Source organism: Streptomyces panacea (assembly GCF_040560175.1).
GTDB lineage: Bacteria > Actinomycetota > Actinomycetes > Streptomycetales > Streptomycetaceae > Streptomyces > Streptomyces panacea.
This window is the reverse complement of the sequence record NZ_JARJHW010000004.1, coordinates 19,240-31,827: the sequence shown is the minus strand read 5'-3', so window position 1 is coordinate 31,827 and position 12,588 is coordinate 19,240. Positions and strand designations below refer to the sequence as shown.

The following is a 12,588-nucleotide window of genomic DNA, read 5'->3' as shown; positions in this document are numbered from 1 at the left end:
CACCATGACCACCCTTCACAGCGGTCCCGCCCTGGGCACGCATCCGGCCGGCGGCTCCCTCCCGAGCCGTGCCGAGACCCGGGAGCAACTGTCCCGCGCCACCTACGACCTGCTGGTCATCGGTGGCGGCATCCTGGGCATCTCCACCGCCTGGCACGCCTCCCAGTCGGGACTGCGGGTGGCCCTGGTGGACGGTGGCGACTTCGCGGGCGCCACCTCCTCCGCCTCCTCCAAGCTGCTCCACGGCGGTCTGCGCTATCTGCAGACCGGTGCGGTGAAGCTGGTCGCCGAGAACCACTTCGAGCGCCGCGCGGTCTCCCGCCGCGTGGCGCCGCACCTGGCGAACCCGCTCACCTTCTATCTGCCCGTCTACAAGAACGGGCCGCACAGCGCGGCCAAGCTGGGCGCCGGTGTCTTCGCTTACTCGGCGCTGTCCGCCTTCGGAGACGGCGTCGGGCATCTGCTGAGCCCGGCCAAGGCGCGGCGCGCGGTGCCCGAGCTGCGGACGGACAATCTGCGGGCCGTGGCCGTGTACGGCGACGACCAGATGAACGACGCGCGGATGGCCGTCATGACGGTCCGCGCCGCCGTCGAGTCGGGCGCCGCCGTCCTCAACCACGCCGAGGTGACCGGACTGCGGTTCACCGGCGGGCGGGTGACGGGCGCCGACCTGAAGGACGGTCTGGACGGTACGGAGTTCGGGGTCGACGCCCGGCTCGTACTGAACGCCACCGGTCCCTGGGTCGACCATCTGCGCAAGCTGGAGGACCGGCGGTCCGAGCCGTCCATCCGGCTCTCCAAGGGCGCGCACCTCGTACTGAGGCGCACCGCCCCGTGGAACGCGGCGCTCGCGACGCCGATCGACAAGTACCGCATCACCTTCGCCCTCCCCTGGGAGGACATGCTGCTGCTGGGCACGACGGACGAGGTGTACGAGGGCGACCCGGCGGACGTGGCGGTCAACGACGCGGACATCCACCAGATCCTGGACGAGGCGTCGCTGTCCGTGCGGGACCAGCAGCTCTCGCGTGATCTGATCACCTACTCGTTCGCCGGTCTGCGGGTGCTGCCCGGCGGTCCCGGTGACACCTCCACCGCCAAGCGGGAGACGGTCGTCACCGAGGGCAGCGGCGGCATGCTGTCGGTGGCGGGCGGCAAGTGGACGACGTTCCGCCATATCGGCCGTACGGTGCTGGACAAGCTGGAGACCCTGCCGGGCCGTCCGCTCGGCTCCGACATCGAGCCCACGTCGCGGCTGCCGAAGATGCTGCCGCTGCCCGGCATCTCCAATCCGCACGCGGTGGAGCACCGGCTGCTGATCGACGGCGGCGCGCACGGCGACGGCATGGCGCGCGACACCGCCCGTCATCTCGCCCGGCACTACGGGTCGCTGGCGTTCGACATCGCGCGCCTGGCGTACGAGCGGCCCGAGCTGGGCGAGCGCATCCACCCGGACGCCCCGGAGATCTGGGCGCAGGTGGCGTACGCGCGCGACCACGAATGGGCGGAGACCGCGGACGACGTGCTGCGGCGCCGTACGACGCTGACGATCCGGGGGCTCGCCACGGACGCGATCCGGGCCCGGGTCGAGGAGTTGCTGAGCAAGCGGCACGGCTGACGCCCACCGGCCACGTTCACGCCTCGAACCAAGTTCCGAAACAGCGCCGGGGGCACACCCACCGCCCCCGGCGCCACCGTTCTCGGAGAACTCCGGTGGAACGGGGCGCCGGGCGCGCACGGAGACGCATAATGGAGGCCGATACATCGGATGTATGGAGGTCGCCCATGGCTGTCACCGACGAGGCCATCGAGAAGATCAAGGGAATGATCGTCTCGGGCGCGCTGCGCCCGGGGGACCGCCTTCCCAAGGAGAGCGAGCTCGCCGCCGAACTGGGCCTGTCGCGCAACTCGCTGCGCGAGGCGGTACGCGCCCTGTCACTGATCCGCATTCTGGACGTACGGCAGGGCGACGGCACGTACGTCACCAGCCTCGATCCCCAACTGCTCCTCGAAGCGCTGAGTTTCGTCGTCGACTTCCACCGGGACGACACGGTGCTTGAGTTCCTCGCGGTACGGCGGATCCTGGAACCGGCCGCGACGGCGATGGCCGCCTCCCGGATCAAGGACGCCGAACTGGACGTGCTGGGCGAGCAGTTGGACGCGCTCGGGGCCGATCCCTCGGTGGAGGAGCTGGTGGCCTCGGACCTGGAGTTCCACCGGGGCATCGTGCAGGCGTCCGGCAACTCGGTGCTCTGCTCGCTGCTCGACGGCCTGTCGGGGCCGACCACCCGGGCCCGGGTCTGGCGTGGGCTGACCCAGGAGGACGCGGTCAGCCGCACCCTGCACGAGCACCGGGCGATCCTGGCCGCGCTGCGGGACCGGGACACCGAGGCCGCCAGGTCGTGGGCGACGGTGCATGTCGCGAGTGTGGAGCAGTGGCTGCGTTCGACCCTCTGACCGGGGCGCGTACCAGCTGACACGGACGGGCCTCCCGGGAGATGGATCCATCCCGGGAGGCCCGTGTGCGTGGCCCGCGGACAGCGGGCGGTTCGGTCAGTCCTGCTTCTCACCGCTCGCGAACCGCGAGATGACCAGGGCGACGATGATGATCGCGCCGTTCAGGAACTGGTTCCAGAGCGCGGGCACCCCGCCCAGCGTCATCACATTCACCACCAGCTGAAGCGTCAGCACACCGGTCAGCGCGCCGAAGAGCGTGCCGCGCCCGCCCTTGAGGCTGATGCCGCCGATCACGGCCGCGGCGAAGACCTGGAAGATCCAGCCGTTGCCCTGGGTGGCGGCGACGGAGCCGTAGTGGCCGGTGTAGAGGATGCCGGCGAAGGCCGCGAGGACGCCGCCGATGGCCAGCACGATCCAGGTGATCCGGTCGACCCGGATCCCGGCGGCGCGCGCCGCCTCCGGGTTGCCGCCGATGGCGTACAGCGAACGCCCGTGCCGCAGCCAGGCGAGCGAGGCGCCGCCGACGGCGAACAGCGCCAGACAGATCCAGACGGCGGCGGGCGCCCCCAGCCAGTCGGTCTTGCCGAGGTAGCGGAAGGACTCCGGGACATCGGTGATCGACTTGCCCTCGGTGATGCCGATCTGGAGGCCGCGCAGCATCGTGAGCATGCCGAGGGTCGCGATGAACCCGTTGACCCGCAGCTTCAGTATCAGGAAGCCGTTGATCACGCCGACGATCAGACCGACCAGCAGACACGCCGGGATGGCCATCCATTCGGGCAGTACCCCGAGACCGGCGAACCGGCCGCCCTCCTCCGGCAGCACCATCCACATGGCGATGACCGGCGCGATGCCGATCGTCGACTCCAGCGACAGGTCCATCCGGCCGCAGATCAGGATCAGCGCCTGGCCGAGCACCAGCAGGCTCAGCTCGGACGACTGCTGGACGACGCTGATCAGGTTGTTGGAGGTGAGGAAGACCGGCGAGACGATGAAGCCGATCACCATCAGCACCAGGATCACCGGCACGAGCGAGAAGTCGCTCCACCTGATGAGCTTCAGCCGGCTCAGCGGATGGTCGTCGCCACGCTCCTTGTCGAGCACCGGAGGTCGTATCGTCTCGGTCATCGGCTCTCCCCCACACCTTCCATGGCGGCGACCAGTTCCCGGTCGGTCCACCCGCTCCCGAACGTTGCCACCACTCGCCCGTGGAACAGGGCCAGTACGCGGTCACAGACCCGTAGATCATCCAGCTCGTCCGAGATGATCACGGCCGCGTTTCCTTCGTCGGCCACCCGGCGCACGACGCCGAGCAGCGAGTCCTTCGACTTGACGTCGACGCCCGCCGTGGGGCGCAGGGCCACCAGCACGCTGGGCGCGCGGGCCAGTGCCCGGGCGACGACCACCTTCTGCTGGTTACCGCCGGACAGACCCGAGACCGGCTGCTCGGGACCCGTCGTCTTGATGTCCAGCGAGGCGATCATGGACCGGGCGAACTCCCTTGTGCGGGAGGGCAGTACGGTCCCCCACGGGCCGAGCTGGTCGGCGACCGTGAGCGTGGCGTTCTCGGCGACGCTGCGGTTCAGTACGAGTCCCTGGAGGTGCCGGTCCTCGGGGATGTAGCCGATCCCGGCGTCCAGCGAGTGCGGGACACTGCCCGGTCGCACCGTCCGGTCGCGTACCGCGATCCGGCCCGCCGTCGCCTTGCGCATGCCGGCCAGGGTCTCGCCCAGCGCGGTGTTGCCGCTGGCCGCCGCCCCGGCGATGCCGAGGACCTCACCGGGGCGCACTTCGAGGTCGAGCGGTTCGAACTCGCCCTCCAGGGTGAGCCCTTCGGTGGTCAGTACGGGCTCCACCGTCCGGTCCGGCGCCACCGCGTGCGCGGCGTGCCAGGCCGCGGCGGAGCTCGCCGAGTCACCCGTCATGGCCGTCACCAGGTCCGCCTTGGCCAGATCGGCGACCGGCGCGGTCAGCACATGGCGGGCGTCGCGGTAGACGGTGACGGTGCTGCACAGCTCGTACACCTCCTGGAGGTGGTGCGAGATGAAGAGGAACGCCACCCCCTGGCTCTGGAGGTCACGGAGCTTCTCGAAGAGGCTGTCGATGCCGCGGGCGTCGAGCTGGGCCGTGGGCTCGTCGAGGACGATCAGCCGGGCGCCGAACGACAGGGCGCGCGCGATCTCCACGAACTGCCGCTGCTCGACCGCGAGATCCTTGGCCCTGGCGTTCGGGTCGACGCTCACGCCGTACTCGGCGAGCAGTTCCTCGGCCCGGGTCCGGAGCCGGCGCCAGCTGATGAGGCGACCGCCGACCCCGGAACGACCCTTGCCCAGGCCGTAGTTGTTGAGGAAGAGATTCTCGGCGACGGTCAGGTCGGGCACGACCATCGACTTCTGGTAGACGCAGGCGATCTTGGACTGCCAGGCCGAGATGTCGCCGAAGGCGGGCGCCGGCTCCCCGCCGAAGCTCACCTTTCCCGCGTCGGCCTCGTGCAGTCCGGTGAGAACACTGACGAGGGTGGACTTGCCGGCGCCGTTGCGCCCGACGAGTGCGTGGGACTCGCCGGGCGCGACGGTCAGCCGGACACCGTCGAGCGCCACGGTGGGACCGAAGCGCTTGACGATGCCCTCCGCGTGGACGGCGGGGACCGCCGCTGCCGGCGCTCCGGCCGCAGGTGCCTGGTGGTCCATGGCTAGCTCTTCTTCTCCAGCTGGTTGGCCCACAGCGCCTTGTCGTCCACGTTCTCCTTGGTCACCAGGGGCGCGGGGAGCTGGTCCTCGTAACCGTTGGGGATCTTGATGATGTTGGAGTCGTGGTCGGTCGGGCCCTCCTTCGGGGTCTTCCCGGCCAGCGCCTCCTTCGCGTAGTACAGGGCGTACTTGGCGTACAGGTCGGCCGGCTGCGAGATCGTGGCGTCGATCTTGCCCTCCCGGATCGCGTCCAGCTCCTCCGGAATGCCGTCGTTGGAGATGATCGTGATGTGGCCCTTCTCCCCCGGCGCCTTGAGGAGCTTCTTCTGTTCCAGGAGGGCGAGCGTGGGCTGCAGGAAGACGCCGCCGGCCTGCATGTAGATGCCGTTCAGGTCCGGGTGTGCGGCGAGCGTGGACTGGAGCTTGGCGGACGCCACCTCGCCCTTCCACTCGGTGGCCAGCTCGAAGACCTTGATCTTCGGGAACTTCTCGTCCATGCAGCTCTTGAACGCCTCCGAGCGGTCACGGCCGTTGATGGAGGAGAGGTCGCCCTGGAACTCGGCGACCTTGCCCTTGCCGCCCAGCTGCTCGCCGAGGTAGTCGCAGGCCTTCTCGCCGTACGCGCGGTTGTCGGCCCGCACGACCATGTAGACGTCGCCCTTGTCGGGGCGGGTGTCCACGCTGACGACGGGGATCTTCTTCTCGTTCAGGGTGGCCAGCGTCTCGGCTATCGCGCCGGTGTCCTGCGGGGCCATGACCACGGCCTTGGCGCCCTGGTCGGTGAAGGCCTGGACGTTGGAGACGAGCTTGCCGATGTCGTTCTGCGAGTTGGTCAGCGGCAGCGCGTCGACCCCCTCGTCCTTGACGCCGGACTCGATGTACTGCTGGTAGGAGTTCCAGAAGTCGCTGTCACTGCGCGGCAGGTCGATGCCGACCTTGCCGCCGCCTTCGGCGTCCCCGCCCTCGGAGTCACGGTTGCAGCCCGCGAGGGCCGTGACGGCGAGCAGTGCGGCGCAGGCCGCGGCGCTCGTACGCAGTGCGGTGCGTGGGGATCGCCCCACAGGGTGTCGCAGCATGGATTGTCCGTCCTTGGGTGGGTGTCGGCTCAGACTCAGGCTCAGGAGGTGGCGGGGCGCAGGCGAAGGCCCTGCATTCCGCCGTCGACCGCGAGTGCCGTGCCCGTGACGGCGGCAGCGGCGGGGCTGGCGAGATAGGCGACCGCCGCGGCGACCTCGTCCGCGCCGACCAGCCGTCCCGTGGGCTGGCGTGCTTCGAGGGCGGCGCGTTCGGCCGCCGGGTCGGGTGCCTGGTCGAGCAGGCGGCCGACCCAGGGGGTGTCCGCGGTACCGGGGTTGACGCAGTTGACTCGGATGCCTTCGCGGACGTGGTCGGCGGCCATCGCGAGGGTCAGCGACTGCACCGCGCCCTTGCTGGCGCTGTACAGGGCGCGCTGCGGCAGTCCCGCCGTGGCGGCGATGGAGCAGGTGTGGGTGATCGAGACGGCGCCGGGCCGGTCGGCGGCGGCGCGCCGCAGATGGGGCAGGGCGTGGCGCGCGGTGCGGACCATGCCGAGGACGTTGATGTCGAGGACCCGCAGCCATTCGGCGTCGTCGTTGTCGGCGACCGTGCCGATGGCGCCTATCCCGGCGTTGGAGACGACGGTGTGCAGGGCGCCGAACTCGGCCGCCGCCGCGTCGACCGCCGCGCGGACGGCGGCGTCGTCGGTCACATCGGCCTTGAGCGCCAGGGTGCCCGCGGGGGCCGAGGCGATCTCGCGGTCGAGTACGGCGACGCGCGCGCCGCGCGCGAGCAGCAGGGTCGCGATGGCCGCGCCGATGCCGGAGGCGCCGCCGGTGACGAGGGCGCTCAGGCCCGCGAAGTCTCCTGTGTCCGGTGCCGCGGTCATGAGTTGGCCTCCTCGGTGGTGCGGCGGGCCTGCCAGACGGGCCCGTCGGGGTAGCGGTGCGCGGCGATCGACTCCGGGCGCATCCGCGCGGAGAAGCCCGGGGCGCCGGGCGCGACGTACCGGCCCGAGTCGATCACCGCGGGGTCGGTGAAGTGCTCGTGGAGGTGGTCGACGTACTCGATGACACGGTCCTCCCAGGTGCCCGAGACGGCAACGTAGTCGAACATCGCCAGATGTTGGACCAGTTCGCACAGGCCGACTCCGCCGGCGTGCGGGCAGACCGGTTTGCCGTACTTGGCGGCGAGGAGCAGGATCGCCAGGTTCTCGTTCACGCCGGCGACGCGTGCCGCGTCGATCTGGACGAAGTCGACGGCTTCCGCCTGGAGCAGTTGCTTGAACACGACCCGGTTGGCGACGTGTTCGCCGGTGGCGACCTTGACCGGCTGGCCGGCCCGGACGGCGGCGTGGCCGAGGATGTCGTCGGGGCTGGTGGGCTCCTCGATCCAGTGCGGCTCGTGCGGGGCCAGCGCGGTCATCCAGCGGATCGCGTCGGGCACGTCCCAGCGCTGGTTGGCGTCGACGGCGATCCGGATGTCGGGTCCGACCGCCGCGCGGGCCAGCTTCATCCGCCGTACGTCGTTCTCCAGGTCGCCGCCCACCTTGAGCTTGATCTGCTCGAAGCCGTCGGCGACGGCCTGTTCGGCGAGGGTGACCAGCTTGGTGTCGGAGTAGCCGAGCCAGCCGGGCGAGGTGGTGTACGCGGGGTAGCCCTCGGCGCGCAGCCGGGCGGCGCGCTCCGCGCGGCCGGGCTCGGCGGCGCGCAGGATGTCCAGCGCCTCGGCCGGGGTGAGGGCGTCGGTGAGATAGCGGAAGTCGACGAGGGAGACCAGTTCCTCGGGCGTCATACCGGCCAGGAACTCCCAGACGGGCAGGCCCGCGGCCTTGGCCGCGAGGTCCCAGGCGGCGTTGATGACCGCGCCCGCGGCCATGTGCATGACGCCCTTCTCCGGGCCCAGCCAGCGCAGTTGCGAGTCGTGGGTCAACTCGATGTGGAGCGCGGCGAGATCGGCCGCGGTACGCGGTGCCCGGCGGCCGACCACGTACGGACGCAGCGCCTCGATGGCGGCGGCGAGTACGTCGTTGCCCCGGCCTATGGTGAAGCAGAACCCGTGGCCCTCGGCGCCGTCGTCGGTGCCCAGCACGACATAAGCGGCGGAGTAGTCGGGGTCCGGGTTCATGGCGTCCGAGCCGTCTAGCTGTTCCGAGGTGGGGAAGCGGATGTCGGATACCCCGAACTCTGTGACGGTCTGGCTCACTGCACGCCCCCTGTGAAGAACATCGGACCTCTTCGGTCATCCGATGTATAGCGTCGTTGACGGGTAAACGTCCAGTGGCGGAACGAAATTTACGGTCACAGCTCGGATGAATTCTCCGAATCCCGGATCGGCACCCCCAGCCATGCCCGGCGACGCGCAAGTTCGGCCACGCATGCACGGGGGCTGCGGGCGGGTAGCTGAGAAGCCGTAAGGTTGGTCCGTACGTTCACAGAACACTTCGGAAGGAGGCCTGGGTGATCGAGCTCGAGGGGGTACCCGAGCTGATCGACCCGGTCATGGTGGCCGCGTTCGAGGGCTGGAACGACGCCGGCGACGCCGCTTCCACGGCGGTCGGGCATCTGGACCGGGAGTGGAAGGGCGAGGTGTTCGCGGCGCTGGACGCCGAGGACTACTACGACTTCCAGGTCAACCGGCCCACGGTCTGGCTGGACGGCGGAGCACGGAAGATCGTCTGGCCCACGACCCGGCTCTCCGTGGTCCGGGTCGGCGGGGAGAAACCCCGCGACCTGGTGCTGGTCCGCGGCATCGAACCGTCCATGCGCTGGCGCTCCTTCTGCAACGAGATCCTGGGCTTCGCCCATGAACTGGGCGTGGAGATGGTGGTGATCCTGGGCGCGCTGCTCGGCGACACCCCGCACACCCGCCCGGTGCCGGTGAGCGGCGTGACCTCGGACGCGGACCTGGCCAGGACGATGGACCTGGAGGAGACGCGGTACGAGGGCCCGACCGGCATCGTCGGCATCCTTCAGGAGGCGTGCACGCACGCGGGGGTGCCGGCGGTGAGCCTGTGGGCCGCCGTGCCGCACTACGTCTCGCAGCCGCCCAACCCGAAGGCGACGCTGGCCCTGCTGAACCGGCTGGAGGATCTGATCGGGCTGCGGATCCCGCTGGGCGAACTGGCGGAGGACGCGCGGGCGTGGCAGCTCGGGGTGGACCAACTGGCCGCCGAGGACAGCGAGGTGGCGGAGTACGTCCAGTCGCTGGAGGAGGCGCGGGACACCGCGGAGCTGCCCGAGGCGTCGGGCGAGGCCATCGCGCGGGAGTTCGAGCGGTATCTGCGCCGGCGTGACGGCGGTCCCGGTCAGGCGCCCGGCGGGCACGCCACGGAGAGCGGCGAGGGCTCGGGGACGTATCTGCGCGACACGTCGGGTCCGGGCACGGGTCCGGGTTCGGGCCCAGGGCGCGGCAGACCGCCTCGGGCACCGCGACCGGGGCCGGATCCGGGCGCGGGACCGGACCCGGGCGCGGGGCCCGGGTCGGGGCCGAGCGCGGAGCCCGGGTCGGGGCCGAGCGCGGGACCGGACCGGGAGCCGGGGCCGGGCACCGGGGACGACGAAGATTCCTCGGACGACTGAGCGCGCCCGGGCACCACTGGGCAGTCGCCGCGAAACGACGGACGGGCCGCACACGCGGCCCGTCCGTCGTTTCGGTCGAGCCGGGACCTACAGCGCGACGCCCAGCAGCGCGTCGACCGTGCGGGACACCACTCCGGGCGCCCCTTCGTCCGTACCGCCCGTGGTCTCCTGAAGGGCGGCCCAGCGGTCCACGGCGGCCAGCGCCGCCGGGGCGTCCAGATCGTTCGCCAGCGCCTCGCGGACCTCGTCCACCAGTGACTCGGCGGCGGGACCGTCGGGCCGGGACACGGCGGCCCGCCAGCGCGCCAGCCGCGCCACCGCCTCTTCGAGCACCTGGTCCGTCCACTCCCAGTCGGCGCGGTAATGGTGCGCGAGCAGCGAGAGCCGGATCGCGGCCGGGTCCACGCCCGCGTGGCGCAGGGTGGAGACGAAGACCAGATTGCCCTTGGACTTGGACATCTTCGCGCCGTCGAGTCCGACCATCCCGGCGTGCACGTACGCCTTGGCGAACGGGTGCTCGCCGGTCAGCGCCTGCGCGTGCGAGGCGCCCATCTCGTGGTGCGGGAAAGCCAGATCGCTGCCGCCGCCCTGGACGTCGAAGCCCATGCCGAGGTGGTCGAGGGCGATGGCCACACACTCGATGTGCCAGCCGGGCCGGCCGCGGCCGAGGCTGCCGCCGTCCCAGTCCGGTTCGCCCTCGCGGGCGGCCATCCAGAGCATCGGGTCGAGCGGGTTCTTCTTGCCGGGGCGCTCGGGGTCGCCGCCGCGCTCGGCGGAGAGCAGCCGCATCGCCTCGGCGTCGAGACCGGAAACCTCGCCGAAGTGCGGGTCGGCCTCGACGGAGAAGTAGACGTCGCCGTCCAGGACGTAGGCGGCGCCGCTGTCGCACAGCCGCTCCACGAGCGGCACGATGCCCGGTATCGCCTCGACCGCGCCGATGTAGTGCCGCGGCGGCAGCATCCGCAGCGCCGTCATGTCCTCGCGGAAGAGGGCGGTCTCGCGCTCGGCGAGCCCGGTCCAGTCCTCGCCGTCGCGCGCCGCCCGCTCCAGGAGCGGGTCGTCGATATCGGTGACGTTCTGGACATACTCGATCTGCCGCTTGGTGTCGAGCCATACGCGCTGCACGAGGTCGAACGCGTTGTAGGTCGCCGCGTGCCCGATGTGCGTCGCGTCGTACGGCGTGATGCCGCAGACGTAGATACGGGCGACGGGACCGGGGTCGACGGTGACGGGGCCACCGGTCGCGGTGTCGTGAATCCGGAGGTCGCGGCCCTTGCCGGGCAGGGCGGGGACGTCGGAAGCGGGCCAGGCATGCATGTCATGAGCGTAACCGGACGTTGCTTCCGGATACGAACCGGACCGGGACTGTTGTCCGGTTCGGCGCTCTTGCGCGATCCACCCGTTGATGCCTGACGGCGCCGCCGACCGGTGGCCCGGCCCGTACGCCCGACGCCTCAGACCGGCGGCCAGGGGATCGCGGGCCACTGCCCGGACGGCTTCGGATGGCGTCCGGTACGGCGCAGCTCCTGGACCCGGGACCGTACGGCCTCGGTCTCGGCGGGTGTGATCAGTTCGGCCAACCGGGTGGCGAGCGGGGTGCCTTCGGCCAGTTCGCCGGCCAGCCGGTCCAGGACGGTCACGGCCTCGGCGGGCAGCGGCTCCCCCGCCCAGCCCCACAGCAGGGTGCGCAGCTTGTCGTCCACGTTGAAGGTGACCCCGTGGTCGATCGCGTACAGCCGGCCCCCGGCCTCGGGCAGCAGATGGCCGCCCTTGCGGTCGCCGTTGTTGATGACGGCGTCGAGGACCGCGAGCCGCCGCAGCCGTGGGTCGTCGGCGTGCACCAGCAGCGCGGTGCGGCCCTCGCCGACCTCGGCGAAGCCGATCGCCTTCCAGCCCTCGGCCGGCTCCTCCTCCTCGACCAGGGCGAGGAGTTGGGGCGCCGTCTCGCTGCCGTCGGCCTCGATCCACAGCTGGCACATGCCTTCGCCGTACGGACCGTCACGCAGCACCGTGGGCGGCACCAGACCCCAGCCGGTCGCCTCGGAGATCTCGTACGCCGCCACCTCGCGCTGGGCGAGCGTGCCGTCGGGGAAGTCCCAGAGCGGCTGCTCCCCCGCGACGGGCTTGTAGACGCAGAGGGCCTCCTCGCCCTCGTACGACACGGCGCAGTGGAGAACGGCGTTGGAGGCCTCACGGATCTGGCCCCGCACGGTCAGTTCGCCCTTGGTGATCAGATCCACCGCTGTCACGCTCATGCGTCGCGGCGGTATCCGTTCTGGCGCGGGCATACGTGTCCCTCCGGGTCGAGCGGCAGACTGCACAGCGGGCACGGCGGCCGGCCTGCGTTGACCACGTCCAGGGCACGTTTGGCGAAGGCCCTCGCCTGGGCGCCGGACAGCCGGACGCGGAGCATCGGCGGACCGTTCTCCTCGTCCTGGAGCAGCCGTTCCTCGGCGTCGGCGAGGTCTTCGTCGGTGTCCGCGTCGAGTTCGACGAGGGCCTGGGCCTCGACGATCATGCGCTGCTCGTCGCCGTCCCAGGCCAGGGCCATGGTGCCGACCCGGAACTCCTCCTCGACGGGTGCGTCGAGCGGGGCGGCGTCGGCGACATCGGTGGGTGCCACGGCCGGGACCGGCGCGTTGCCGCCGGTACGGCGCACGACCTCGTCCAGCAGCTCATCGATCCGCTCGGCGAGAGCGGCGACCTGGGTCTTCTCCAGGGCCACGCTGGTGACGCGGCCCGAGGCGGATGCCTGGAGGAAGAACGTACGGCGGCCAGGCAGCCCGACCGTACCGGCCACGAAGCGGTCCGGCGGGTCGTAGAGGAACACCTGACGGGACACG

At 71.2% G+C, this 12,588-nt stretch carries 11 protein-coding genes; 3 read left to right on the top strand and 8 right to left on the bottom strand.

What is annotated here, in order from left to right; all coding sequences use genetic code 11:
- Window positions 1-4: 4 nt before the first annotated feature.
- A complete protein-coding gene (locus P3L51_RS02165; RefSeq protein WP_354603273.1) occupies window positions 5-1,618 on the top strand; it encodes a glycerol-3-phosphate dehydrogenase/oxidase in 1,614 nt (537 codons plus the stop codon).
- Between the two features lie 167 nt (window positions 1,619-1,785).
- The gene (locus P3L51_RS02160) at window positions 1,786-2,457 is read left to right on the top strand and encodes a FadR/GntR family transcriptional regulator (protein WP_354603272.1); all 672 of its coding nucleotides are present in this window, start codon (window positions 1,786-1,788) and stop codon (window positions 2,455-2,457) included.
- A 96-nt stretch (window positions 2,458-2,553) separates the two neighbouring features.
- Here P3L51_RS02160 and P3L51_RS02155 read toward each other — a convergent pair whose 3' ends face one another.
- From P3L51_RS02155 to P3L51_RS02135, 5 genes are read right to left on the bottom strand one after another with little or no spacing between them, the layout of a single operon-like run.
- The gene (locus P3L51_RS02155) at window positions 2,554-3,585 is read right to left on the bottom strand and encodes an ABC transporter permease (protein WP_354603271.1); all 1,032 of its coding nucleotides are present in this window, start codon (window positions 3,583-3,585) and stop codon (window positions 2,554-2,556) included.
- Window positions 3,582-5,147 (bottom strand): sugar ABC transporter ATP-binding protein, encoded by a 1,566-nt coding sequence (locus P3L51_RS02150; protein WP_354603270.1) that lies wholly within the window; start codon window positions 5,145-5,147, stop codon window positions 3,582-3,584. The genes P3L51_RS02155 and P3L51_RS02150 overlap by 4 nt, the downstream gene beginning before the upstream one ends.
- A 2-nt stretch (window positions 5,148-5,149) precedes the next feature.
- Window positions 5,150-6,223: a sugar ABC transporter substrate-binding protein gene (locus P3L51_RS02145; RefSeq protein WP_354603269.1), complete on the bottom strand. Its 1,074-nt coding sequence runs from the start codon at window positions 6,221-6,223 to the stop codon at window positions 5,150-5,152.
- Between the two features lie 41 nt (window positions 6,224-6,264).
- On the bottom strand, window positions 6,265-7,053 hold the full coding sequence (locus P3L51_RS02140; protein ID WP_354603268.1) for an SDR family NAD(P)-dependent oxidoreductase: 789 nt from the start codon (window positions 7,051-7,053) through the stop codon (window positions 6,265-6,267).
- Window positions 7,050-8,369, bottom strand: a complete 1,320-nt coding sequence (locus P3L51_RS02135; RefSeq protein WP_354603267.1) for an enolase C-terminal domain-like protein — start codon at window positions 8,367-8,369, stop codon at window positions 7,050-7,052. The genes P3L51_RS02140 and P3L51_RS02135 overlap by 4 nt, the downstream gene beginning before the upstream one ends.
- A 254-nt stretch (window positions 8,370-8,623) precedes the next feature.
- Between P3L51_RS02135 and P3L51_RS02130 the strand changes: the two genes are divergently transcribed.
- Window positions 8,624-9,745, top strand: coding sequence for a PAC2 family protein (locus tag P3L51_RS02130; RefSeq protein WP_354603266.1), 1,122 nt, complete (start codon window positions 8,624-8,626; stop codon window positions 9,743-9,745).
- An 87-nt stretch (window positions 9,746-9,832) separates the two neighbouring features.
- Here P3L51_RS02130 and mshC read toward each other — a convergent pair whose 3' ends face one another.
- The 3 genes from mshC to P3L51_RS02115 form a co-directional block, all read right to left on the bottom strand.
- Window positions 9,833-11,062: a cysteine--1-D-myo-inosityl 2-amino-2-deoxy-alpha-D-glucopyranoside ligase gene (mshC, locus tag P3L51_RS02125; protein ID WP_354603265.1), complete on the bottom strand. Its 1,230-nt coding sequence runs from the start codon at window positions 11,060-11,062 to the stop codon at window positions 9,833-9,835.
- Between the two features lie 137 nt (window positions 11,063-11,199).
- Window positions 11,200-12,033: an SCO1664 family protein gene (locus P3L51_RS02120; protein ID WP_354603264.1), complete on the bottom strand. Its 834-nt coding sequence runs from the start codon at window positions 12,031-12,033 to the stop codon at window positions 11,200-11,202.
- Entirely contained in the window at window positions 11,997-12,587 is a 591-nt protein-coding gene (locus P3L51_RS02115; protein ID WP_078078138.1) for a DUF3090 domain-containing protein, read from the bottom strand. The genes P3L51_RS02120 and P3L51_RS02115 overlap by 37 nt, the downstream gene beginning before the upstream one ends.
- Window position 12,588 lies beyond the last annotated feature (1 nt).

What these genes read in the sequence shown, in the direction of transcription:
- P3L51_RS02165 (WP_354603273.1), top strand. Translation starts at nt 5, where the DNA reads ATGACCACCCTTCACAGCGGTCCCGCCCTGGGCACGCATCCGGCCGGC.
- P3L51_RS02160 (WP_354603272.1), top strand. Translation starts at nt 1,786, where the DNA reads ATGGCTGTCACCGACGAGGCCATCGAGAAGATCAAGGGAATGATCGTC.
- P3L51_RS02140 (WP_354603268.1), bottom strand. Translation starts at nt 7,053, where the DNA reads ATGACCGCGGCACCGGACACAGGAGACTTCGCGGGCCTGAGCGCCCTC.
- mshC (WP_354603265.1), bottom strand. Translation starts at nt 11,062, where the DNA reads ATGCATGCCTGGCCCGCTTCCGACGTCCCCGCCCTGCCCGGCAAGGGC.
- P3L51_RS02145 (WP_354603269.1), bottom strand. Translation starts at nt 6,223, where the DNA reads ATGCTGCGACACCCTGTGGGGCGATCCCCACGCACCGCACTGCGTACG.
- P3L51_RS02155 (WP_354603271.1), bottom strand. Translation starts at nt 3,585, where the DNA reads ATGACCGAGACGATACGACCTCCGGTGCTCGACAAGGAGCGTGGCGAC.
- P3L51_RS02120 (WP_354603264.1), bottom strand. Translation starts at nt 12,033, where the DNA reads ATGCCCGCGCCAGAACGGATACCGCCGCGACGCATGAGCGTGACAGCG.
- P3L51_RS02150 (WP_354603270.1), bottom strand. Translation starts at nt 5,147, where the DNA reads ATGGACCACCAGGCACCTGCGGCCGGAGCGCCGGCAGCGGCGGTCCCC.